At 55.8% G+C, this 22,765-nt stretch carries 22 protein-coding genes, 2 tRNA genes and 2 pseudogenes; 14 read left to right on the forward strand and 12 right to left on the reverse strand.

What is annotated here, in order from left to right; translation table 11 throughout:
• Positions 1-2: 2 nt before the first annotated feature.
• The 9 genes from QFX31_RS05845 to QFX31_RS05885 form a co-directional block, all read right to left on the reverse strand.
• The gene (locus QFX31_RS05845) at positions 3-1,013 is read right to left on the reverse strand and encodes a PhoU domain-containing protein (RefSeq protein WP_348531183.1); all 1,011 of its coding nucleotides are present in this window, start codon (positions 1,011-1,013) and stop codon (positions 3-5) included.
• Positions 1,014-1,018: 5 nt separating this feature from the next.
• Positions 1,019-1,678 (reverse strand): phosphate signaling complex protein PhoU, encoded by a 660-nt coding sequence (gene phoU / locus QFX31_RS05850; protein WP_348531184.1) that lies wholly within the window; start codon positions 1,676-1,678, stop codon positions 1,019-1,021.
• An 18-nt stretch (positions 1,679-1,696) separates the two neighbouring features.
• Entirely contained in the window at positions 1,697-2,506 is an 810-nt protein-coding gene (gene pstB / locus QFX31_RS05855; RefSeq protein ID WP_348531185.1) for a phosphate ABC transporter ATP-binding protein PstB, read from the reverse strand.
• Between the two features lie 328 nt (positions 2,507-2,834).
• Entirely contained in the window at positions 2,835-4,097 is a 1,263-nt protein-coding gene (gene aspS, locus QFX31_RS05860; protein WP_348531186.1) for an aspartate--tRNA(Asn) ligase, read from the reverse strand.
• A 103-nt stretch (positions 4,098-4,200) separates the two neighbouring features.
• Entirely contained in the window at positions 4,201-4,845 is a 645-nt protein-coding gene (locus QFX31_RS05865) for a 6-hydroxymethylpterin diphosphokinase MptE-like protein (RefSeq protein WP_348531187.1), read from the reverse strand.
• Between the two features lie 102 nt (positions 4,846-4,947).
• Positions 4,948-5,949, reverse strand: coding sequence for a hypothetical protein (locus QFX31_RS05870; RefSeq protein ID WP_348531188.1), 1,002 nt, complete (start codon positions 5,947-5,949; stop codon positions 4,948-4,950).
• Positions 5,950-6,174: 225 nt separating this feature from the next.
• The gene (locus tag QFX31_RS05875; protein ID WP_348531204.1) at positions 6,175-7,224 is read right to left on the reverse strand and encodes an mRNA surveillance protein pelota; all 1,050 of its coding nucleotides are present in this window, start codon (positions 7,222-7,224) and stop codon (positions 6,175-6,177) included.
• A gap of 129 nt (positions 7,225-7,353) precedes the next feature.
• Positions 7,354-7,659 (reverse strand): ferritin family protein, encoded by a 306-nt coding sequence (locus QFX31_RS05880; RefSeq protein ID WP_348531189.1) that lies wholly within the window; start codon positions 7,657-7,659, stop codon positions 7,354-7,356.
• A 429-nt stretch (positions 7,660-8,088) separates the two neighbouring features.
• Positions 8,089-8,514 (reverse strand): type II toxin-antitoxin system death-on-curing family toxin, encoded by a 426-nt coding sequence (locus QFX31_RS05885; RefSeq protein ID WP_348531190.1) that lies wholly within the window; start codon positions 8,512-8,514, stop codon positions 8,089-8,091.
• Positions 8,515-8,737: 223 nt separating this feature from the next.
• Here QFX31_RS05885 and QFX31_RS05890 point away from each other — a divergent pair, with 223 nt between their 5' ends.
• The 14 genes and pseudogenes from QFX31_RS05890 to QFX31_RS05955 all read left to right on the forward strand — a co-directional run bounded on the left by QFX31_RS05890 (position 8,738) and on the right by QFX31_RS05955 (position 18,818).
• The gene (locus QFX31_RS05890; protein ID WP_348531191.1) at positions 8,738-9,379 is read left to right on the forward strand and encodes an HAD family hydrolase; all 642 of its coding nucleotides are present in this window, start codon (positions 8,738-8,740) and stop codon (positions 9,377-9,379) included.
• 112 nt (positions 9,380-9,491) lie between these two features.
• Positions 9,492-10,133, forward strand: a complete 642-nt coding sequence (gene pyrF / locus QFX31_RS05895) for an orotidine-5'-phosphate decarboxylase (RefSeq protein WP_348531192.1) — start codon at positions 9,492-9,494, stop codon at positions 10,131-10,133.
• 226 nt (positions 10,134-10,359) lie between these two features.
• Positions 10,360-10,749 (forward strand): secondary thiamine-phosphate synthase enzyme YjbQ, encoded by a 390-nt coding sequence (locus QFX31_RS05900; protein ID WP_348531193.1) that lies wholly within the window; start codon positions 10,360-10,362, stop codon positions 10,747-10,749.
• Positions 10,750-10,820: 71 nt separating this feature from the next.
• The gene (larC, locus tag QFX31_RS05905) at positions 10,821-11,999 is read left to right on the forward strand and encodes a nickel pincer cofactor biosynthesis protein LarC (RefSeq protein WP_348531194.1); all 1,179 of its coding nucleotides are present in this window, start codon (positions 10,821-10,823) and stop codon (positions 11,997-11,999) included.
• 22 nt (positions 12,000-12,021) lie between these two features.
• A complete protein-coding gene (hemL, locus tag QFX31_RS05910) occupies positions 12,022-13,281 on the forward strand; it encodes a glutamate-1-semialdehyde 2,1-aminomutase (RefSeq protein WP_348531195.1) in 1,260 nt (419 codons plus the stop codon).
• Positions 13,278-14,183, forward strand: coding sequence for a hydroxymethylbilane synthase (gene hemC, locus QFX31_RS05915; RefSeq protein ID WP_348531205.1), 906 nt, complete (start codon positions 13,278-13,280; stop codon positions 14,181-14,183). Before hemL ends, hemC begins: the two co-directional genes overlap by 4 nt.
• Positions 14,173-15,645, forward strand: a complete 1,473-nt coding sequence (gene cobA, locus QFX31_RS05920; RefSeq protein WP_348531196.1) for a uroporphyrinogen-III C-methyltransferase — start codon at positions 14,173-14,175, stop codon at positions 15,643-15,645. Before hemC ends, cobA begins: the two co-directional genes overlap by 11 nt.
• A gap of 122 nt (positions 15,646-15,767) precedes the next feature.
• On the forward strand, positions 15,768-16,823 hold the full coding sequence (locus QFX31_RS05925; RefSeq protein ID WP_348531197.1) for a radical SAM protein: 1,056 nt from the start codon (positions 15,768-15,770) through the stop codon (positions 16,821-16,823).
• Between the two features lie 135 nt (positions 16,824-16,958).
• Positions 16,959-17,231: pseudogene (locus tag QFX31_RS05930) on the forward strand (SAM-dependent DNA methyltransferase); the annotation flags it as partial.
• A 344-nt stretch (positions 17,232-17,575) separates the two neighbouring features.
• Positions 17,576-17,866: a nucleotidyltransferase family protein gene (locus QFX31_RS05935; protein WP_348531198.1), complete on the forward strand. Its 291-nt coding sequence runs from the start codon at positions 17,576-17,578 to the stop codon at positions 17,864-17,866.
• Positions 17,863-18,210, forward strand: a complete 348-nt coding sequence (locus QFX31_RS05940) for a DUF86 domain-containing protein (RefSeq protein WP_348531199.1) — start codon at positions 17,863-17,865, stop codon at positions 18,208-18,210. Before QFX31_RS05935 ends, QFX31_RS05940 begins: the two co-directional genes overlap by 4 nt.
• 71 nt (positions 18,211-18,281) lie before the next feature.
• Positions 18,282-18,521, forward strand: a complete 240-nt coding sequence (locus QFX31_RS05945; RefSeq protein ID WP_348531200.1) for a type I restriction endonuclease — start codon at positions 18,282-18,284, stop codon at positions 18,519-18,521.
• A gap of 106 nt (positions 18,522-18,627) precedes the next feature.
• Positions 18,628-18,735 (forward strand) — tRNA-Tyr (locus QFX31_RS05950).
• A 10-nt stretch (positions 18,736-18,745) separates the two neighbouring features.
• Positions 18,746-18,818 (forward strand) — tRNA-Asp (locus tag QFX31_RS05955).
• A 234-nt stretch (positions 18,819-19,052) separates the two neighbouring features.
• Here the strand turns inward: QFX31_RS05955 and QFX31_RS05960 are convergent.
• The 3 genes and pseudogenes from QFX31_RS05960 to QFX31_RS05970 form a co-directional block, all read right to left on the reverse strand.
• Positions 19,053-19,850, reverse strand: coding sequence for a 2-amino-3,7-dideoxy-D-threo-hept-6-ulosonate synthase (locus QFX31_RS05960; RefSeq protein WP_348531201.1), 798 nt, complete (start codon positions 19,848-19,850; stop codon positions 19,053-19,055).
• 188 nt (positions 19,851-20,038) lie between these two features.
• The gene (locus QFX31_RS05965; RefSeq protein ID WP_348531202.1) at positions 20,039-22,198 is read right to left on the reverse strand and encodes a CDC48 family AAA ATPase; all 2,160 of its coding nucleotides are present in this window, start codon (positions 22,196-22,198) and stop codon (positions 20,039-20,041) included.
• Between the two features lie 215 nt (positions 22,199-22,413).
• Positions 22,414-22,765: pseudogene (locus QFX31_RS05970) on the reverse strand (IS481 family transposase); the annotation flags it as partial.

The raw sequence follows: 22,765 nt of genomic DNA on the forward strand, positions 1-22,765 counted from the left end.
GATCACGATTTGTGGAGCTGGGCATGTGTCATATTGATGGTGAACTCGCCGATGTTCTTTATGTGATCCAGGAACCTCGCGATGCTGCTAGACACCACCATTCTCATCATGATCTCCTCCTGGTTCACCTCTGTTGAGGATCTGGATATCACGGGCTCGAGGTTCCTCATCGCCTCCTCGCGTATCTCCTCGGTCCGCTCTATTATCGAGTTCGCCGTCTCCGTGTTTCTGTTGAGCAGCGCCGATATCGACTCATCTATGAGACCGCTGATTATCGATGAGATCCTCGAGAGCTCCAGAGCCATTTCATCGGGGACTGACATACTGTGCTCGATGACCAGGCTTGCTATGGCGTGTGCATGATCTGCGATCCTCTCCAGGTTGGATGCAGCGAGCGCGTAGTTGAAGGCGGTGATGACATCGATAGAACTCTGAGATAGCGCGCCGGTCCTGAGCATCTCGGTGAACTGGCGTGATACGAGCAGATTGAGTCTGTCCACGTCGTCATCGCGCTGTAACACATCCTGTGCGAGGTTCTTCTTCATCCCTATCAGAGAGTCTATCGCGTCCTGTACCATCGATCTCACGACTGTCCTGAGCCGCCTGAGTGCCCTGTCCGAGGGGAGCTCCTCAGAGTTAAGGAGATCATGAATCAGAACCTTGTTCCCCGTCTCCTCGAGTATCTCAGGACCGATCAGCTTGCTCACGATCTGGTGTAGGTCCCTCTTCTGCTCCGGCGTCATGTAGGGGGAGACCACCTCGATCGTTCTGTACCCTGAAAGATAGCATCCGATGATTTCTCTGATCAAAGCCTCTCCAGACTTCTCCCCGATATCCAGCTTCACCTTCAGGTTCTGGCTCGTCCGCTCAGGCGAGAGTATGAGATCCCCGCTCTCACCCTGTGTGATGTAGATTATGGACCCTGGCTTGATGTTGTTTCTCACAGCCCAGCCCTTCGGGAGTGAGACTATGAACGTCGATTTCCCGGTCCTCTGAACCTTTCTTGTCTCCATGCCGATCAGTTCAAATGCTCTCTCTTCCCTTCGATCATATAAACTATGGACTCGCAGATGTTGCAGATGTGATCCCCGATCCTCTCGAGGTGCCTGTTCACCATGAGCATTGGAATCGTCTGGTCCATGAGGCTCATGTTCTCAGCTGTCATCTTCATGAGCGAATCACGCACCTTGACGTAAAGAGAATCGATCTCGTAATCATGCTTCGTCACATTCCTCGCCATCTCCGGATCCCCTTTCTCGAGGGCCTCCATCGCACCTGACAGCATCTCAACCGCGATGCCGGCCATCCTCGAGATGCCATCCGGAATCTCTATGTGGTCCTTGTCCTTCGTCTGGATCACAGCCCTTGCTATGTCCACTGAGAGATCCCCGGCGCGCTCGAGATCTATACCTATCTTCAGTATGCCTATTATCATCCTCAGGTCCTTCGCCATCGGCTGCTGAAGTGCCAGGAGCTCCATGCACTTGCTCTCCAGCTTCACGCTCAGATCGTCGACCGCGTAGTCCCCCTGAACGACCTCCCTGGCCAGGATGGCATCGTTCCTGCAGAGCGCATCCACAGATCTCTCTATCGAGGAGGAGACGAGAGCTGACAGCTCCTCGGTCATCGCTCTGAGCGTCTCCAGATCTCTGTGGTATTTCTCTCTGTACGGACTCACAACCCCCACCCCCCAAACTCAACCAAACCTTCCGGTGATGTAATCCTCCGTGCTCCTCTCCCTGGGATTCTCGAAGATCTGCTTCGTCTCCCCGAACTCTATCATCTCTCCCATGTAGAAGTAGGCGGTGTAATCAGAGACCCTCGCGGCCTGCTGCATGTTATGCGTCACTATTATCTGTGTGTACCTGCCCCTGAGAGATTCCATGAGACCCTCTATGCGTGCAGTCGATATCGGATCGAGCGCGCTGCACGGCTCGTCGAATAGAATGACCTCAGGCTTCATGGCCAGCGCCCTTGCTATGCAGAGCCTCTGCTGCTGCCCACCGCTCAGGCCCATGGCCGGCTGATCGAGCCTGTCCTGCACCTCCTCCCAGAGCGCGGCGTCCTTCAGGCTCTGCTCCACGATCCTGTCGATATTCCTGTAGCCGTGAATCCTCGGGCCGTATGCAACGTTATCGTAGATCGACATCGGGAAGGGGTTCGGCTTCTGAAATACCATGCCTATCTTCTTTCTGAGAGAGACGACATCCATGTCCTTATCGTATATGTTCTTTCCATCGTACAGGATCTCCCCCTCGATTCTGACGCCTGCTATGAGATCGTTCATCCTGTTGATGCACCTGATGAATGTCGATTTTCCGCATCCGGATGGACCTATGAGGGCTGTTATCCTGTTCTCAGGAATCCCCAGGGTTATGTTCTTCAGAGCCTGCTTACTTCCATACCAGAGCGATAGGTTCCTCGACTCTATCTTGAACAAGCAAGATACCTCCTGCCGCCCACGGCTCGCGCTGAGCGGAACAGGCACACTGACCGCATTGGACATCGGGTGATCTCCTGTGTCAAATGGAGATACTGGGCTTCTGGGATCTATTTATATTTTCTCAGGTTTACATGCCGACAGTCAATCACGCTCAGCGGGGCACCGGAACCAGATCGAGAACCCTGGTTCCTGCGCCTGGCCGGATACCAGCGATATCTAGCGCCTTCCGTCTGAATGATCCCCGTGCAGTAGATACATCTGCAGGGATCGATGCAGCCGTGAGCTGGCCCGAAACCGCAGCGCCTCTGAGGCCCAGCCGCGCATGCACGCTGCGGTTTTGGGGCAGCATTCGATCATGCTTCTGAGGAAATGAACAACCGTATCGCTGTGATCAGGGGACCAGTCTCCGCCGGTCTCTCGGAAAGAGCACCGCATCCCTGATGTTCTCAAGCCCTAGCATCGTCTGGACGAGGCGCGCCAGGCCCAGGCCCCATCCAGCATGCGGCGGCATTCCGTACCTGAATGGCTTGAGATAGAACTCGAAGCTCTCCGGGTTCAGCCCCTTCTCCTTTATCCTTCTGACAAGCAGATCGTAATCATGGACACGCTGCGCCCCGCTCGCGAGCTCCATCGACGGATGCATCAGATCGAAACCCTTGCATATCTCAGGCCTATCCTCATATGGCTGTGTGTAGTACGGCTTCACAGAGCTCGGCCAGTCTGTAAGGAAGTAGTGCTCTCCTATAACAGATCCGAGGTAGTGCTCTGTCTCAGTATCTATGTCATCGCCCCATTCCATGCTCTTCCTTCCGGACTCGCTTGCCATCTCAAGTGCCTCTGTGTATGTGATCCTGCGGAAGGGGGTCCTGGGCACATCCAGCTCCACTCCGAGTATGCGGAGTTCCCTCTCGCAGCTCTCCGAGACGTATCTGTAGGCCGAAGAAACAGCGTTCTCCAGGAGCGACATCACATCCTCGTGATCCGCGTAGCTCACCTCAACATCCACCGATATCGCCTCGTTGAGGTGTCTCCTTGTGTCATGCTCCTCCGCGCGGAATATCGGACCTATCTCGAAGACCCTGTCTAGGCCTGTGGCCATCAGCATCTGCTTGTAGAGCTGAGGGCTCTGGTTCAGGAACGCCTCCCGCTCGAAGTAGCTTATCGGGAAGAGCGCTGTGCCCCCCTCAGTCGCGGTCGCCACGATCTTTGGCGTGCAGACCTCGATGAACCCGTTCTCGTAGAAGGTGTTCCTCAGGCTTCTCATAACAGCCGACTCTATCTTGAAGACCGCCATGGACGCGGGTCTTCTCAGATCGAGGAACCTGGCATCCAGCCTGGTATCGAGCTCCGCGCCGACCTTGCCAGTGGGATCGAGCGGGAGGGGCGAATCCGCTCTTGAGAGCACCTCCACAGCATCAGGAAGAATCTCGAAGCCGTTCGGCGCCTTGGGCTCAGACTTGACCCTGCCGCGAACGAGAACCACGCTCTCCCTGCTCACCCCGCGCACCGTCTCAACAAGCTTCCTGTCAGCCCTCTTCGTGAGAACCGTCACCTGCGCGAGCCCCTCTCTGTCCCTCAGCACGAGAAAGCATATACCACCCAGATCCCTGATCTCGTGGACATGTCCTGCGAGCGTGACCTCTGATCCGTCCATCTCGGGACCGATCTCACCGGAATAATGAGTTCTGAGAATCAATGGAATCTCACCCTTCGAAAGATTGGCTCCGGGTATAAAAGCAGTCCGGAATGGTGGATGCTCATGGATCGGTGCATCCAGGCCCGAGCGCGATCTCCAGAAGCACCTTCGCCCATCTGAGCTTCTTCGACTTTCTCGGCGTGACGCTCTGATCATCAAGATCGAACCCGATCAGTTTGATGCTTTTGGGCATGAGCTCCAGCGCCAGAAACACGGCCCTGTCGCCATCGGTGAATCCCCCGAAGTTGTGGACGTTCTTCAGTGGAGATGACTGTGTCGTTCCAAGAACCCGCCTCAGATGGGGCACGTGCTCCTTCAGCTTGTCGATGTTATCCCCGTGCGCGTGCACCACAACTGCAGAGCCGCGGCGATTGGATTCGATTATATCGGGGATGCATCCATCGAGATCTGTCACTATGATGTCGGGGATCAGACCATGCTCGAGAAGCACTGAGGTGGCGCCGTCTGCTGCCACAACAGCATCAGACGGTTTTATTTTTTTGACCTCATCTCTCAGGCGGGGAGCGTTGCCGCAGACCACCACATCCCTGCCTCGGATGGTATCCTGGAGCTCGCTCAGTGTGATCCGCTCAATTGATTCAAGAAGAGATGAGAGAACATATGCTGCCTCCTCATCCCTGGATCTGGAAAATCCGAAGTCCTCCAGGATCCTCTTGTACATTATCTCCCAGTCCTCGAAGCGCATCTCTGCTCATTTGGGCACAGGAGCAAAAAACCTTCTGCTGAGAATCAGAGAAACAGCACAGTTGCTCAGAATAAAACAGAAATGATAGGGATGGATCCCTATCTATGCCCACGCCTTGAAGGGCGGGTTCACATTAGTCGGTCCGTACATGCCGGCCCTGGCCTTCGAGAGGCAGGAGCAGTCGAATATGCCAGTAGCGTCCGATCCGAAGCCATACTTTCCGCGTGGGACATCAGCCCAGCCGCCAGAGCAGCACGGGAGCCAGTCCTCGCTCTTCTGGGTGAGCTTGTACGGCACGTTCAGGGTCATGTTCTTTGTTATGTCGTATGTGCCGAAGTAGTCCTCATCGATCTCGATCGCGGGATTCTTGTACGCTCTTAATTCGCTAAACCAACTGCTCTTGTAGTCCGGGTACGCCGGGAAACCAGGCACGGATGCGTAGTCACCTGCGGCCTGGAGCACTCCGAAGTGGACCTTGCCGTTGTCGACATGCTCGTTGATCTTCATCTGTGTGTAACCTACTCCCTCCAAGAAGGGATCGTACTCTTTGAAGTACTTCTCCTTGGCCAGGACCTCAAGCTCCTTGTCTATGCCGTGAGCGTACTCGACCTCATGGTGCATCGAGGTTCCAGCGCGGTAGTTCTTTATCCAGGTCTTCTCCTTGAGCAGCGAGTCGAAGACGAGCGGGTTCACAGCGTAGTATCCTGCGCCGATCGCGAACTGGTACGGCGAGTAGACCATCACGTTGTCCTCCTTCACGGAGATGCACGAGACGTTCTCATCGACCCAGTTGGCTTCTATTGGGTGGGTGTTCTTGTTGAGCTCCTGCGTGAACATCACGAACTCGTTGTCTATGGAGCCAGAGCCATGGACGTAGTCCTTAAAGGCGAGCGCGCCGGCCTTAGCATACCTGTATGTCATGAAGTAGCCGCTGCCCTGGACGTCCTGCTCGAAGTTGAAGGTCACATTCTTCTCTGCAACCTCATATGGTGCTGGCTTAAAAGGATCTTTTCCGTATTCATATGGCTGCAAAACCTCTGCTACCTTCGCTGAGGACATCCCTATAATAACCATAACTGCAAGCAGCAGTACAACTCTCTTCAAATCTTTCCCTCCATCCAAATTCGATACAGACTGAAACTGTTATCTTTTCTGTGAATCTCCTATTTTAATCTGTTGATCGAAACAACGCCGGAAGCGCCCCAGCAGAGCACAGGAACATTCTAAGATCTCGCATTGAGATGCTGATGGCCACAGAGATCTCAAGCATCCTTTAATGCCTGCCGCAATTCACCGGCTGGTCTCCACAGCGCATCAAATCGCCTGCACTCACGATGCTGTTCCCCTCGGAATCCTGAAGCGCAGCAGCGCAGCCACGCCACCCAGCGCATCCAGCCTCTCTCCGGGCTCGAACTCTGAGCTGAATATCACGACCCTGCCGCGTCCGCCTGCGACATCTCTTATCAGGCTCTCCATCTCGCCTCTGCGCACCAGACTGTCGACGATCATGAGCGTCTCGATCGCCCCGTAGTTCGCGGCCTCCCTGACCTCCCTGATGCCATATGCTGCCCTTCCATCTGTCGCTATCTCCTTCATCAGATCGTCCATCAGCCTGGTCTCGCGCGAGATCCTGCTCGCCTCGACGATCCTGTCGACCGTTCCCCTCCTCAGAACCTCCTGGAATCCTGATCTTCCTGTCGAGGAGACATCATCCATGGTGAGCCGTTTCAGGAGATCCGGATGTCTCGACTCCATAACCTTCCTGAGATCCTCCTTCGTGAACCCCGGACCTGCCAGGACGACATAAGCGTCATCGCCCGCTGAGTTCGCAATCTGATCCGCGACCTCTCTGAGAAAATCATCCCTCACGCCTGCTCCTGAGCCCTTACCGCTCCCGCCCCTGATCTCCGCCACTGTCTGCACTCCGAACTGCCGAAGAACGCCTATCGTGGCCTCCCCCTCCTCGACGAGGGCCAGGACGACCCGCGGGCGGTTCGATTCCGCAACAGCCTCCTCGATCCTCTGAAGCTCGTCAGGTCGCCATCTCTTTATTATCGATAGCTCCGATCCGGCCTCGATGTTCAGCGTGTGATACGATCCCACATCGACCCCTGACTTTATCACCCCGTGGATCCTGAGCCAGTTGGAGTATGTGTGGAACTCCACAGCCTCGACGGAGATGCCGAGCCTCACGGTCCTCCTCTCGGCCTTCTCCGGCCGGAGCTTGTCTGTGGCGCCTGAGATCTTGCGCTGCGTTGTGGCGAACACCAGATCTCCAGGAGATACGAGGTGCTTCAGGTGCCAGAGATCGTCAAGGCTCTCAGCAACGAGCGAGATCTCGCCCTCATCACCGCGAAGGTTTCTTTTTATGACGCGCATAACCAGGTAGATCAAATAGCATCGATTCCATCGCCTGAATCCAGCAGCTGGATCTGACAGCCTGCGCAGCGAGCCCTGAGCCCGTCTGCGTACAGATCGAAGCCACGCAGCAGGCCTGAATGGAGAGGATCACTTTTTGAGCTTCGCCAGTATCTCCTCGACCTCCTTGTAGCCTTCTTTATACAGCTCCTCCTCGCGCGGCTCAAGCTCCTTCAGAAGCCTCAGGAACTCGCCGGCGTGCACGACCTCCTCATCAGCGATGTCGACGAGCACAGCCTTCGCGCGATCGTCATCTGTGGACTCTGCGAGCTGCATGTAGAGCTGTATAGCCTCATACTCAGCCGCGATGACATACCTTATCGCCCTCACAAGCTCCTGCTTGGTCAGCATGCGATCGCTGGCCATGCCCGCAAACGGTGTTGCAAACTCAGGCATCGAAAATCACCAATCTCTTTTTGGGGGATGGGCTGAAATAGTTGTCGGGAAAGAGGAGAAGCGGCGCGAAGATCACAGGCAGCCATCTTCGCATGTATTCATGATATAAATTTTATTAAAAACCATAGTATGAATAGTTCTGAGTGTCGTTTCATTTGGACGTATCCAAGAAAGAAATAAATATAGACTCAGTTACTTTATAACTATCCAATATGATATGACATGGCCATTAATGGCCAGTGAGAGATAAACTACGAAGGATGGCGATGCCGCAGCAACCATAGGAGGAGGAAAATTGGTCAAGCGCTATGAAACAAAATTCAGGACCCAAAGAGAAGAGCGGTCGAGTTTAGATGCACTCCCATCCGATATCAGGGAGACCTATCAGGATATTATAAAACATCACAGCCAGCTCCTGGAACTGCTTGCTCAGGAGTAATCGTATAGGGTTCTCTGCACAGTCGCCCACCAGCGCCTGCTCTTTTTCTTAAGCCATCGCTTGATATCTTCAACATCACATTCATGATCCGAATTGGAAATTTTATGAAGAAGCTGATGAATCTCCTCCTCGTCCTGTTTTCCTATCCAGTACCTATAGATTCTTAGAATCATTGCTGCTAGGACAAAAGCGGTTCTTTTATTTCCATCATAAAATGGATGCAGCCGAGACATGTAGAGAGCCCAGGCGGCCTTTTCGAACACGTCATCAGCACCATTTATCTTATCTAATATATAATCAATTGTGCCTTCATCTCTTATACCACTTACCTCACCACCCCTTCTTATCAGATCTTCGTGGATTATTATAATTATCCCTTTTTTGAGATCGAATGCCATGGCATGGACTTTATCCATATCGAACAATCAGCTCATAAAATCTTCCATATCCGATGCCGATTCCCTCAAACGCCATTCAGTGATCGAAGCCCACGAACAGCAATTGATTCTTATGCTTCGGCACACTCCCATGTAGCCCGTCAAAGTATCAGGTTGTGGGATGCTCGCGATTTGTTTATAAAGAGACGCCTCCAGATTCTACCATCGCATAGATGCATGTAAGAGATTGCAGGTAAGAGAGATGCCAGAAGTGATATCATTCGATATGGACGGGACTCTGGTGAGCCCGAGGTACGTTGACAGGGTGTGGATGGAGGGGATCCCGGAGCTTTACGCGAAGCGTCACGGCGTGGATCCGGACAATGCAAAGGAGATCGTCATCGGAGAGTATCTTAAGATCGGAAGCGACAGGCTTGAGTGGTACGATCTCGGGTACTGGCTGGAGAAGTTCGATCTCAAGATCGATAAGTATGAGCTCCTCGAGATGTACAGATCTGAGATAGAGATATATCCAGAGGTGGAGGAGGTCCTCGATTCTCTGAGAGATTCGGGCTATGAGCTCATAGTCACATCCAACGCAGCTAGGGAGTTCATAGAGATGGAGCTCGACGGGCTGATGGACAGGTTCAGCAGGGTATTCTCAGTGACCTCGGATTTCAGGGATGTTAAGAAGTCGCCCCGCTCGTACATTCTGGTCTGCAGGGCTCTAGGAAGAAAACCCCTGGAGGTTCTCCACATCGGGGATCACTACGTTTACGATTACGAGGCGCCGATCGAGGCAGGCCTGGACGCCCTCTTCCTAGACAGAAAGGGAAACAGAAGCGGCCCTGAGGTCGTGGGAGACCTGAGAGAGGCTGCTGACAGGATACTGAACGGGATGTAAACGGCGCTGATCCATCGATCTGGTGCCACCGTAGATAGTATGGAAAAATCAAAAGGATTGCGATTGTTAGATTCATAGAGCTTTTGCACAACAAAGCGATTTGGAGGGTACAATGAAGAAGAACAGCAGACTCATTCTCGCTCTGGATGTTGCGTCCAGGGATAAGGCGTACAGCATAGCCTCAGATACAGAGGGGATCTTCGATGCGATCAAGGTCGGGTATCCGCTGGTGCTCTCGGCAGGTCTCTCTGTCATAAAAGATCTCTCGGGCATCTCCCCCATCATAGCGGACCTGAAGATCGCGGATATCCCGAACACAAACCGCCTGATATGCGATCGCCTCTTCAGCGCGGGCGCTCAGGGGGTCATAGCGCATGCATTCACAGGAAGGGACAGCCTTGAGGCCTGCGTGGATGTGGCTAAGGGATATAACGGCGAGCTGTACGCGGTGACAGAGATGAGCCATCCGGGAGCGCTGGAGTTCATGGCTCCTGTCGCGGAGAGGATGGTCGTGCTCGCTCTCGAGGTGGGGGCATCAGGAATAGTGGCGCCTGCCACAAGGCCTGAGCGGCTAAAAGCTCTCAGGAGAACTGCAGGAGGCCTCACGATAATCTCCCCCGGCGTCGGGGCACAGGGTGGATCCCTGAGAGATGCGCTCGATGCAGGCGCTGATTACGCGATTGTGGGCAGATCCGTGTACGAGAGCAGCAATCCCAGGGCAGCGGCCGAGGCATTGCTCGATCTCATAAGATAGTGCAAGTCAATATCAGAACAAGCATCAGGACGCCATATCACTCATGTGACGAATAGACACATGCTGCTGAATCAGCAGAGCGGCATAACAGAGTGGCATGCAGGAGAATGCCCGGAGAACAGTCTACCGTATCATTGAAATCCGCATCGCTCAACCCTTCAGTGAGTTACCAGCATCTGAGAACTCAGCACTACATTATTAAATCTGAGACTGAGATTCACATCACATGATAGAGGTTGCGACCACCAGGGGCAGTGAGGTGGTGGATATCACCCCGCACGTGCATAGGGCCGTCAGGGAGAGCGGTGTGATCGACGGCATCTGTCTCGTGTACACACTTCACACAACAACCGCTGTGATAGTTAACGAGGCGGAGAGCGGTCTTTTGATGGATATCATCGATAAGATAAAGGAGATCGTGCCGGCTGCGGGGTATAAGCATGGTGAGAACGGCCCGGCACATCTTCAGGCGTCGATACTGGGCAGCAGCGTTGTTCTTCCCGTTGAGAACGGCATGCCTATTCTTGGAACATGGCAGAGGGTTCTCTTTGTGGAGCTGGACGGCCCGAGGCGCAGGCGCATCGGCGTGAAGGTGATCGGAAACCAGGGGGCTTGAGTAGAGGGGAAACATGGCGTTTCTTCATTCTGAAGAGATGATCTCCAGATGAAGACTCGCGGGATTCAGACATGAGAGCACTTCTCTTCGATCCATACTGCGGCGCCTCGGGCGACATGATACTCGGGGCGCTCATCGACCTAGGCGCAGATATAGGATCTGTCCGATCTGCTGTGGAATCCGTCGGATGCAGGCTAGAGGTGAGCGAGCGCAGGTTCGACCACATCAGAGCCCTGCGTGTCAAGATACTCTCTGATACATCCTTCCGCTCGCTGGATGAGGCCAGGGACATACTGAGGGCATCAGCGCTCTCACCGCGAGCGCTCGAGAGGGCATTGGGGGTTCTGGACATAATGGCATCCGCGGAATCGAAGGTTCATGGTGTTGAGAGGGAGAACGCGAGGTTCCACGAGATGGGGTCGCTGGATGCGCTCGCTGATATCGCTGGATCCTCTGCGGCGATCGAGTCCCTCAATGTGAAACGGATCCTCTCAATCGCACCATCTGTCGGAGGCGGGATCACGGATACATCCCACGGGATGCTTCCTGTCCCGGCGCCCGCAACCCTGGAGATACTCCGCTCCCAGAGGATACCATGGCGCGGAGGGCCTGTCTCTAATGAGCTTCTCACACCAACAGGCGCAGCGATTCTTGCCGCATCGGTCGATGAGTTCCTGGAGCACCACCCTGAGATCGTAGCAGATCGCGTGGGATACGGCGCAGGCTCCAGGGACATAGGTATGCCGAATCTGCTGAGGGCGATTCTTGGAGAGGTTCCGCACCGCATGAAACACGATCGTGTTGTCCAGATAGAGACCAACGTGGATGATGTGACAGGCGAGATACTCGGAAGTCTCATCGAAATGCTCATGAAAGAGGGAGCTCTCGATGTCACTGTTGTGCCGGCTCTAATGAAGAAGGGCAGGAGCGGAAGCGTGATATCGATCATCTCAAGGGAGGACGATGCGAATAGGCTCTCCGCGGTTCTGATGAGGGAGACCGGCAGCCTCGGGGTCAGGGTATTCCCTGCGCTTCACAGGCTGATCGCAGAGCGCAGGATCGAGAGCGTCGAGGTCATGGGCAGATCGGTGCCTGTGAAGATCGGATCCATCGGAGAGGAGATCATAAGCGTGAAGCCAGAGCATGATGTCTGCAGGCGTATCGCAGAGGAGCTGGACATCCCTGTTAAAGATATCATCGGGATCGCCTCCGAGAAGGGATGGAGGCTTGCAGGTCGCAAGATTGATTAGGTCTCATGGAAGCGCTGATACCATGAATCTCAACTCCTCCCGAAGTCTCTACGAGCGCGCGAAGAGGCTGATGCCCGGCGGCGTCAGCAGCCCGGTCAGGGCGATAAGGCCCTGTCCGTTTTACGTTAAAAGGGCAGAGGGGCCGTACCTCTGGGACGAGGACGGCAACAGGTTCATCGACTACTGTCTTGCATACGGCCCTATGATTCTCGGGCACAGGAACCCGGAAGTGATGAGAAGGGTCGTGGAGCAGATGGAGCGTGGCTGGCTCTACGGCACGCCCACAGCGCTGGAGGTCGAGCTCGCGGAGCGCATAATCTCTCATTATCCGTCCATGGATATGATCAGGTTCGTCAGCACAGGCTCAGAGGCGACGATGGCAGCCCTGAGAATCGCCCGCGGTTTCACCGGGAAGGATAGGATCGTTAAGATCGAGGGCGGATTTCACGGCGCTCACGACTCTGTTCTCGTCAAGGCGGGATCCGGGGCCACGACCATCGGCGTTCCGGACTCAAAGGGGGTGCCCGCGGATACTGCAAGGAACACCGTACTGGTTCCGTACAACGATCTCCAGGCGATGGAGGACGCCCTGAAAAAAGATGATGTGGCAGCTGTGATAATGGAGCCGGTTCTGGGCAACATAGGGCCGGTGCTGCCGGTGGCTGGCTACCTTGAGGGTGTGAGGAAAATAACGAGGGAGCATGACGCACTTCTGATATTCGACGAGGTCATAACAGGCTTCAGGCTCGCGCTCGGCGGTGCCCAGAGCTACTACGGAGTGAGGGCAGACATCACCACGCTCGGGAAGATAATAGGCGGGGGGTTCCCGATAGGCGCTGTCGGCGGACGCCGGGAGATCATGGAGAACGTGGCACCGCAGGGCGGCATCTATCAGGCCGGGACGTTCAACGGATCGCCTGTCTCGATGGCAGCAGGCCTTGCGACCCTGGACATACTTGAGAGCGGCGTTCTCGATAGAATCAACAGGATGGGCTCTTACCTGCGGAAGGGCCTCTCGGATATCGTTGAGGATCTGAGGCTGGGGTACAGCGTGTCAGGCATAGCCTCGATGTTCAAGGTCTTCTTCGGACCGCTTCCCAGAAATTACTCAGAGGCGCTGAGATGTGATAAGGATGGATACCTGAGATTCTTCTGGAGGATGCTGGAGGCCGGAATATTCCTCACGCCCAGTCAGTATGAGACTGATTTCATATCAGCATCTCATGATAAGGAGATCATCGATAAGACGCTGGAGGCGTTCAAGCTATACCTGAAAGACTGAGAGTTGGGACTCGCGGCAGCCCCCTGGCGCTGCGGCAGACGGAGATTGTTGTCAAGCGTCTGATGGAGCACGGTGCAGAGCCGGAGATTGTGACGGTCAGGACGAGCGGAGATCTCTTTCTCGACAGACCGCTGCACATGATCTCCGGGCAGGGTCTCTTCGTGAGGGAGATTGACGAGCGGATGCTCTCGGGCGAGATCGATCTCGCGGTGCACAGCATGAAGGACCTGCCCAGCAGGCGGCCTGAGAGGCTCAGGATAGCTGCGATACTTGAGAGGGACTCGCCCTGCGATATCCTGCTCACCAGAGACGGCTCAGGCCTCGAGGATCTCAGAGGTGGTGCGGTCATAGGCACATCAAGCATGAGGAGGGCGGCGCAGCTGAGAAGAGCCAGGCCTGATCTGGTAGTAAGAAGCCTCCGCGGGAACCTCCAGACCAGGCTCAGGAAGCTGCATGCGGGCGAGTACGATGGCATAGTCATAGCCGAGGCAGGGGTTCAGCGCATGGGATATGATCTCAGCTACAGGGTGCTGGATCCAGGGTTCTTCGTCCCGTCTCCGAACCAGGGGACGATAGCTGTTGTCTCAATCGCCGGCACAGAGGGCGATGCGCTGGCGAGCCTGATAGATCACAGGCCCTCAAGAGAGGAGACTATGGTCGAGCGGAGGATAATGGAGGTCGTCGGTGGCGGATGTCTGGTGCCGATGGCTGTGTTTGCCCGCCATCTCGGAGAGAGGATACATGTCACAGCAGAGATACTCTCGAGGGATGGGGAGAGGTTTGTGAGGCTTGAGGATACCGTACCCAGGGACGATCTGGAGAGCGCGGAGAGGATCGGGAGGCGCCTACTGGAGATGGGCGGCGATGAGCTTGTGAGGGAGGCTGTACAGATTGAGCGGTGATGCTGGAAAGGTGTATCTGGTCGGCGCTGGGCCGGGCGATCCGGAGCTGATAACCGTCAAGGGCCTCAGGCTGCTCAGGGAGGCTGATGTTGTGCTGCACGACCGGCTTCTGAACGATGAGCTTTTAAGGGATCTCAGGGCTGAGATCATCGACGTCGGAAAGGCCCCTGGCAGACACAAGCTCTCGCAGGAGGAGATCAACGAGCTCCTAATAAAAAAAGCCCGCGAGGGCAAGATCGTTGTCAGGCTCAAGGGCGGCGATCCCTATCTCTTCGGCCGCGGGGGAGAGGAGGCGCTTGCCCTCAGGGAGGCTGGCATACCCTTTGAGGTCGTGCCTGGTGTGACATCTGCGATAGCGGCTCCAGCTCTAGCCGGCATACCTGTGACCCACCGCGGTGTCTCTACTGCGTTTACAGTTGTTACAGGGCATGAAGAGCCTGGCAAGGAGAAGGAACTGGACTGGCACGCTCTGGCGAGGCTCGGGGGCACTCTTGTCGTCCTGATGGGCGTTGGCAGGATCAGGGAGAACACAACGATGCTGATTGATGGAGGATTGAGCCCGCAGACGCCCGCGGCGCTGATAGAGCGCGGGAGCTGGCCTGATCAGAGGTGTGTCAGGGGGACTCTTGGGGACATAGCGGAGCGTGCATCTTCTTTTAGAGTGAAATCGCCCGCGGTACTGATTGTGGGGGATGTTGTCAATCTCGAGAAACATCTCGGCAGGAGGAGAATCGCGATCCTTCGTGCTGAAGGCCAGCTGGATGGGTCTGTGAGGCTCGCGGAGAGATACGGTTTCATTCCCGTCGCAGCTCCATCGATCTCCCTCAGAGCTCTGGATCTTCCCCCCGACATAAAGGAGAAGATAGAGAGAGTGGATTGCGTGGTCTTCACGAGCTCAAACGGTGTGGATATCATCTCAAGGAGCGGGCTCCTGGATCTGATCCAGAAGAAGCGCGTCGCTGCCATAGGCCCGAAGACCGCCCGGGCCCTCACAGATAAGGGCGTGAATGTCGATGTTATCCCCGATGAGTACAGCTCTGCAGGTCTCGTAGAGGCCCTCAGAGGGATAAGAAAGGTTCTGCTCCTCAGGAGCGCTCAGGGATCACCTGCGCTGCTCGATGGGTTGCTCTCCGCTGGGGCCGAGGTCGAGGACGTGCCGGTGTACGAGGTTACAGGCTCCGGGGACGAGAGGCTGGACGATCTCATAAGAAGAGCGGAGCTCATAGACGTCTTCGCTTTCACCAGCGGATCGACTGCGAGATACCTGATGAGAAGAGCTGGGGAGCTCGGGATGGAGGATCATCTCAGGAAGGCCCTGGACTCTGCGCTTGTCGTCGCCATCGGCCCCCCGACGGCTTCTGTTCTCAGGGAGCTCGGAGTGAGGGTTGATCTCATACCTGAGAGATACACTTTCGAAGGGATGCTCGAGGCTGCCAGAAAGGAGATCGGGGTGAGACCCTGATAATAATCTCGAAGATTCTCGCGGACAGAGCGACCGTCTGGGATGCGATCAGAGCTGCGGATCAGCCGTGCGAGAGCCTGCCGCCTGATCTGGTGAGATTTTCAGGAGAATCGAGACCTGTTGTGATATGGAATCTGACCCGCAAATGCAACCTGAGGTGCGCCCACTGCTACATAGATGCGAATGATGAGATGACGGATGAGCTCTCGCTCGATGAGGGTATAAGACTGATAGATGAGCTCTCGTCCCTTAAAATCCCGATGCTGATACTCACAGGCGGCGAGCCGCTCATGAGCAGGAACTTCTGGGCGTATGCGTTCCACGCCAGGGAGAGGGGTTTGAGGTGTGCGATATCCACAAACGGCACCCTGATAACTCCGGAGGTCGCCCTTCTTCTCAGGGAGGCAGGAATAAGATACGTCGGGGTGAGCCTGGACTCGTCATCTCCCGATGTCCACGACCGGTTCAGGGGCATCCCCGGCGCTCATTCCAGAGCGGTTCAGGGGCTGATCAACGCGAGGGATGCTGGGCTCAAGACAGGTCTCAGGGTCACGCTCACCAGGGACAACTGGTATGACATCCCAGCGCTGCTGAAGCTCGCTCTGGATCTGGAGATCCCCAGGTTCTGCATGTACCATCTCGTTCCGACCGGCCGGGGAAGAGGCCTCGCTGAGAGGGATGTCACGCCAGAGCAGAGGAGATCTGTGATACGTCTGCTCATGGAGGCTGCGCTGGAGCTGAGCGACAGAGAGATCGAGATACTGACGACAGACTCGCCGATAGATGGCGCCTACCTCCTGGAGGTGCTGAAGAGCGATCCGGAGAGGCTGGAGAGGGCGAGGATGCTTCTCATGAGCGCTGGCGGGTGCAGCGCTGGCTCCAAGGTCGCGAACATCTCTCCCAGAGGCGATGTTCATCCGTGCCAGTTCATGCCTCATATAGTTGCAGGCAATGTGAGGGAGAGATCCTTCAGGGATATCTGGATAGACAATCCATCACAGGAGCTTCTCCTGATCAGAAACTCCAGAAGGCACCTCAAGGGGGCATGTGGAAGCTGCAGCTACAGCGAGCTCTGCGGTGGATGCAGGCAGAAGGCGTTCTACTACAAGGGAGACATCCTCGAGACGGATCCCACATGCATGCTCGAGCATGTCACGATTGCTGGTGCTGAACGCTGACCTCCGGCTGCATGCTGTGACTCTCCACAGCGCCAGCCGTCCGGGGCTGTTCCGCTTACGTACAGACCGGGGATCACCGGGTGCAGGCGAAACTTTGAATATTTTCTCATATCAGTGTACCACCATGGCGAGGGGTCGTGGCGCGGTGAACCCGACGCGGGCGAATACCGCGACATCCCGGGGTTCTGCAGGAGCGCCACGATTGATGATATGTGAAAGCATAGCCATGTTCTCACGCCCGGGCGGTACGTTGGCGCTGAGGTCCATGACGAATAGGATGAGCCGTTTGAGGAGCTGATGCAGCGGCTTGTGGCGCAGCTCAGAGAGCAGCAGGCAGAGGCCCGAAGGCTGGACGCTGTGATCGCGGCGAACCTTCAGGAACTTGGTTTCTGGGGCGCGGAGAGATAAGACCGGAAGAACTGCGTGCGCTGGTCCTAACACCATGTGGCGGAACGGAACTCACCAACAAGGCGGCGGAGCTGTGCCGGATCAGCGGTCCCCACGCATATCGCCTGCTGGATCCCATGACGGATCAAGGACATTTGAGCCGGGAAGGTGGCCGCGGCCGTGGTGTCGCATACGTCATGAGGGTGAAATGAACACCAGAAATGCACGGATTTGGACGGGAAATGCACGCATGCATTTATTTGCACAGGATGTGCATTTTCGATTCGAGACAACATTGTCCATAAAGGAAGCCGAACCGGCAGGGCTGGATGAGGCAATCCGGGAAAACCAGGTGGAGCTGTGCCATGACCCTTAGCGAGCTGTTGAGCGCCAAACGTGAAGAGATCCTGCGCATCTGCGAGAAATACGGGGCGCGCAATGTGCGTCTGTTCGGCTCGGTGGCGCGCGGAGAGGCGGACGAAAAGAGCGACGTCGACCTTCTTGTGGAGATGGAGGCCGGCCGCAGCCTCTTCGACCTGGGCGGGCTTCAGTATGAACTGGAGCAGCTGCTCGGCTGCCCTGTGGATGTGGTGACCGAGCGTGGCCTCAAGGCGCGGATCCGTGAGCGCGTGCTGCAGGAGGCGGTGCCGCTATGAGAGATCCAGAAGAGCGGCTGCGAGACATCCTGGAGGCGATCTCCGCCATCGAGCGATACCTGAATCGGGGTAGAGCAGCCTTTGAGCAGGACGAGCTCCTGCAGGGATGGTTTGTCCGGAATTTGCAGATCATCGGTGAGGCTGCAAGGGCGCTGCCCGAAGATGTGCGGGCCATGGCGCCCGAGATCGAATGGCCCAAAATTATCGGGATGCGGAATGTCCTAGTTCATGGTTACTTCGACATCGACTTGGACATCGTGTGGGATGCCGCCAGCCGCGATGCTCCGGCACTCAAGCCCTCTGTTGAGCGATTGCTGAAGAAACTGGAGGAGATGGGGTCATGACCCTCAGCGAGCTATTGAGTGCCAAACGTGAGGAGATCCTGCGCATCTGCGAAAAATAGGGGGCGAGGAACGTGCGTGTGTTCGGCTCCGCCGTTCGAGGTGAGGACCGGGACGACAGCGATATCGACTTCCTGGCCGTGAACCAGATCACCTTCCAGGATGGCAGGAGCACACGCCGCCCGGACATCGTGCTCTTCGTAAACCGCCTGCCGCTATCATCGAGCTCAAGAACCCGACGTATGAGGGTGTGGCTGGGATGCCTACCGGCAGCTCCAGACGTACACGACCACGAATCCTGCGAGGTCATATGATGCTGATTCCGGTGTACGATCACGGAACCCATATTCAGCGGTTCCGCCATGCGAGACAACCTCTTATCGAAGAGCTTAAGTACAAGCAAGTCGACCAATAGCGAGGCCCGCCTTAACTCAGCCTGGTAGAGTGCGCGGCTGTAGTATGTATCGCACCCTCTGGGTGCTGCGCGCAGTCACCGCGATGTCCCCGGTTCGAATCTGGGAGGCGGGACTTGTGAAATGTCCGGATGGTGTAGTGGCCTATCATGAAGCCCTGTCGAGGCTTCGACCCGGGTTCGAATCCCGGTCCGGGCGCTTATTCTCCTGGGCGTTGGACGCCCAGGGATCCTCACTCCGACCGGTCGCCTGTTACTTGCTTCGGTGCAGGTTCGCTCATCGAAAAAATGGAGGTCCACTTCTCGGATCAGCCCCGGGCAGGTGTTGTGAGGTCGCAGCTGTCTGCAGCTTATTGACTCATTCATTCGCCAAAGGCCTTCGATTATCGTTCAGCTTTCGGGCCCACAACACAAAAAGTATCTTTTGTAGATTTCAGAGTTTCAGCCTTGCGGCTTCCTCTGGCGTGTAGCCCTCATGCACGATCTTTGAGAGCTTCTTGGTGAGCAGTGTCGGATTGTCTGCCTGGAAGATGTTTCTTCCTATGGAGATGCCGGCAGCGCCAGCCTGCATCGCATCGTAGACCATCTGGAGGAGATCAGCCTCAGTATCCATCTTCGGGCCGCCTGCTATGACCACCGGCGCGGGGCATCCTCTGACGACCTCTCTGAATGTGTCAGGTGAGCCTGTATAGTTTGTCTTGACTATATCCACGCCAAGCTCGGCTCCAACTCTAGCTGCGTGCTTCACATACTCGACGCTGTGCTCTGACCTCACCTTTGCACCGCGCGGATACATCATGGCGAGAAGCGGCATGCCCCAGAGATCGCACCTCCTCGCGACCATGCCCAGATCTCGCAGCATCTCCGCCTCGTCCTCGGCGCCCACATTCACATGAATGCTGACACCATCTGCGCCAACCCTTATTGCGTCCTCAACCCTGGTCACGAGCACCTTGTGGTTTGCATCCGGTCCGAGGGATGTGGACGCTGATAGATGGATTATTAGCCCGACATCTCTGCCGTAGCCTCTGTGGCCGTACAGCGGCAGACCCATGTGCCCGAGGACGGCATTTGCGCCACCCTCCGCGACCTTGTCCACTGCAGCTGCCAGATCGATGAGACCCGGTATGGGACCGACTGTGAGTCCGTGGTCCATCGGGACTATGACTGTCTTCTTAGTCTTTCTGTCTATTATGCGCTCAAGCCTTATCGATTTTCCAATCTTGCTCATGATCGCCCATAGGATGCGAGCCAGAAATTAAATGCAGCGGTTCATCTCTGCTCTGAAACCAGTTTTACGGAAGAACGAGCGTTCCAGGTAACCAGCCCGCATGATCTTCCAAAACAGCAGGTTGCAGAAAAGCGGTTGCGGCCCGTCCCCATGTGGGGACGGGACAAACAATCTTCATCCTGATAGACTCATCTCGGGAGCGTGTAATGTATTCGCACATCCTTCAGGCTCGGCCTGACCTTCTTCAGCGCCTCCTCGAAGTGCCTGCGCTCCACCTTGAGGTTCTTCAGAGACTCCTCATCCTGTGGCTTGCCAGCGAGCACGTACTCCCTGATCGCGAGCATCACAGCCTCGCTGCACACCGCTGCCAGATCAGCGCCGCTGTAGTTCTCGGTGCGCTTTGCGATCTCGGCGAGATCCACATCGTCTGCAAGGGGCCTGTTTGCGGTGTGTATCTTCAGTATCTCCAGCCTCGAATCCTCATCGGGCGGGCCTATCTCTATCATCCTGTCGAACCTTCCAGGCCTCAGGAGCGCTGGATCGATTATGTCAGGCCTGTTCGTCGCCGCTATGACTATCACGTTGTGCAGCGGCTCCAGCCCGTCCATCTCAGAGAGTATCTGGCTTATCACCCTCTCCGTCACATGCGAGTCTGCTGATCCGGAGCTTCTCATGGGAGCGATGGCATCTATCTCATCAAAGAAGACCACCGCGGGCGCGGCCTGCTTTGCCTTCCTGAACGTCTCCCTGACAGCGCGCTCCGACTCTCCGACCCACTTGCTCAGGAACTCAGGGCCCTTGACGCTTATGAAGTTGGCCTGGCTCTCCGTCGCCACCGCCTTTGCGAGCAGGGTCTTGCCTGTGCCGGGCGGTCCGTAGAGGAGTATCCCCTTCGGCGGACTGGCCTTCATGTGCTCGAAGATCTTCGGGTATGTCAGAGGCCACTCCACGGCCTCCATCAGCTCCTGCTTCGCCTGCTTGAGGCCACCGATATCGCTCCAGTGGACGTTCGGCGACTCCACAAGCACCTCACGCATCGCTGACGGCTCGAGATCCCTCAGGGCGTCCATGAAGTCTGCCATCGTCACCTCGATCTTGTTCAGTATCTCAGCAGGTATCGATTCGACCTCGAGATCGAGCTCCGGCAGCACACGCCTCAGAGCACGCATGCCGGCCTCTCTGGCCAGTGCAGCGAGATCCGCGCCGACGAAACCATGGGTTATGTCAGCCAGCTTTCCGAGATCAACATCAGAGCTCAGAGGCATGCCCCTTGTGTGTATCTGGAGGATCTCCAGCCTGGCATCCCTGTTCGGCACCCCGATCTCGATCTCCCTGTCGAACCTGCCCGGCCTGCGAAGCGCTGGATCGAGGGCATCCGGCCTGTTTGTGGCTCCTATTATCACAACCTTACCCCGCGACTCCAGGCCGTCCATGAGCGCGAGGAGCTGGGCGACGACCCTTCTCTCAACCTCGCCCGTGACCTCCTCCCTCTTGGGGGCGATCGAGTCGATCTCATCTATGAGTATTATGCTGGGCGCGTTCTCCTCTGCGGTCTTGAAGAGCTGCCTGAGGCGCTCCTCCGACTCGCCGTAGTACTTGGACATTATCTCAGGGCCGCTCAGGGTCTCGAAGTGAGCGTTTGTCTCGGATGCGAGAGCTCTTGCCAGCAGTGTCTTGCCGGTGCCTGGCGGACCGTGCAGAAGCACGCCCTTCGGAGCCTCAACGCCAAGCCGCTCGAAGAGCTCGGGATGCTTCATCGGGAGCTCGATCATCTCCCTGACCTTCTTGATCTCAGCGCTCAGACCGCCGATATCCTCGTAGGTCACGCGCTGTATCATCTTCTCCTCCTTCGCCGGCTTCTCGCTGAGCTCTATCCTGGTGCGATCTCCTATCACAACAGCATCTCTCGGGGGCGTGACCCTCACAGCGACGAGATCGATCTTGCGCCCCATGACGTTGAGCTCTATGACGTCTCCCCTCGAGATAACCCTGCCCTCCATGTACCTCTTCAGGTACTCCTCTCCGCCCGTTATGCGGAGCGGAACGGTGGGAGCGAAGACAACAGTCTCGGCCGGAGCTGCCTGGATGATCCTGACAGGAACCCGCTCATCTATGGTGACCCCGGCGTTCCTCCTGAGCGTGCCGTCCATTCTGATTATGCCTGTCCCTGTATCCTCCGGATAGCCGGGCCAGAGAAGTGCAGCAGTCTGCTTCTTCCCCCTGATGCTTATGACGTCCCCGGCCTGCCAGCCCTTCTCCCTTATAACAGCGGGATCCACGCGTGCGATTCCTCTTCCAACATCGGAAGCCCGCGCCTCCCCTACCTTCAGAACTACCTCCTCTGTCATATCATTACCTCCATATACAGTATCACAGCCAGGTACAAAATTTTATCCTGTTTGCACCCCGGCGCGATTCTTGTTAACCTTGTTTTACTAACTTTTTGTTAGTAAGAATATGGAACTGATATATAAACTTTTCTCTGTGGTTGATGACGTGTGGAGTCCTGAAATTATTTCGCCATCGTTCCAATTGTATGCGGTTTGAATTATTCATATTTTATTCACAACCCGAACAACCTGTGTGCGATTGCGAAATAGGCTTCTAAAGGCATTTTTCGCCTGAAAGCCATTTCAGGAGTCTCAATTCGTTCTAAATCCAGGCTTCCATGAGGTCTGTCGTTATACCATCGTATAAAATCTTCAAATGAAGAAAAAGCCGATCTATGCCTGGTATATTCACCGAAGAACCGTTCTAGCTTCCCGTTAGTCTGGGGATGCTTTACTCTGGCTAATATTGGCTTAATGCCGTAGTTTTCGATATGATTTTTGAAATCGCTGCTCCATGTTCCGTCATCATGGATTCTGTGTGCTCCGAACTCGCTTCCATGGTCCAATATGAGTTCTCTCATGGGA

The sequence above is a fragment of the Methanothrix sp. genome (assembly GCF_030055635.1).
Classification (GTDB): Archaea; Halobacteriota; Methanosarcinia; order Methanotrichales; family Methanotrichaceae; genus Methanothrix_B.

Bases quoted from the DNA above. Each gene is read 5' to 3' on its own strand.
- QFX31_RS05845 (WP_348531183.1), bottom strand. From the start codon at position 1,013: ATGGAGACAAGAAAGGTTCAGAGGACCGGGAAATCGACGTTCATAGTC.
- pstB (WP_348531185.1), bottom strand. From the start codon at position 2,506: ATGTCCAATGCGGTCAGTGTGCCTGTTCCGCTCAGCGCGAGCCGTGGG.
- aspS (WP_348531186.1), bottom strand. From the start codon at position 4,097: ATGGACGGATCAGAGGTCACGCTCGCAGGACATGTCCACGAGATCAGG.
- QFX31_RS05865 (WP_348531187.1), bottom strand. From the start codon at position 4,845: ATGCGCTTCGAGGACTGGGAGATAATGTACAAGAGGATCCTGGAGGAC.
- QFX31_RS05875 (WP_348531204.1), bottom strand. From the start codon at position 7,224: ATGCGCGTCATAAAAAGAAACCTTCGCGGTGATGAGGGCGAGATCTCG.
- QFX31_RS05880 (WP_348531189.1), bottom strand. From the start codon at position 7,659: ATGCCTGAGTTTGCAACACCGTTTGCGGGCATGGCCAGCGATCGCATG.
- QFX31_RS05885 (WP_348531190.1), bottom strand. From the start codon at position 8,514: ATGGATAAAGTCCATGCCATGGCATTCGATCTCAAAAAAGGGATAATT.
- QFX31_RS05890 (WP_348531191.1), top strand. From the start codon at position 8,738: ATGCCAGAAGTGATATCATTCGATATGGACGGGACTCTGGTGAGCCCG.
- pyrF (WP_348531192.1), top strand. From the start codon at position 9,492: ATGAAGAAGAACAGCAGACTCATTCTCGCTCTGGATGTTGCGTCCAGG.
- QFX31_RS05900 (WP_348531193.1), top strand. From the start codon at position 10,360: ATGATAGAGGTTGCGACCACCAGGGGCAGTGAGGTGGTGGATATCACC.
- larC (WP_348531194.1), top strand. From the start codon at position 10,821: ATGAGAGCACTTCTCTTCGATCCATACTGCGGCGCCTCGGGCGACATG.
- hemL (WP_348531195.1), top strand. From the start codon at position 12,022: ATGAATCTCAACTCCTCCCGAAGTCTCTACGAGCGCGCGAAGAGGCTG.
- QFX31_RS05935 (WP_348531198.1), top strand. From the start codon at position 17,576: ATGACCCTTAGCGAGCTGTTGAGCGCCAAACGTGAAGAGATCCTGCGC.
- QFX31_RS05940 (WP_348531199.1), top strand. From the start codon at position 17,863: ATGAGAGATCCAGAAGAGCGGCTGCGAGACATCCTGGAGGCGATCTCC.
- QFX31_RS05960 (WP_348531201.1), bottom strand. From the start codon at position 19,850: ATGAGCAAGATTGGAAAATCGATAAGGCTTGAGCGCATAATAGACAGA.
- QFX31_RS05965 (WP_348531202.1), bottom strand. From the start codon at position 22,198: ATGACAGAGGAGGTAGTTCTGAAGGTAGGGGAGGCGCGGGCTTCCGAT.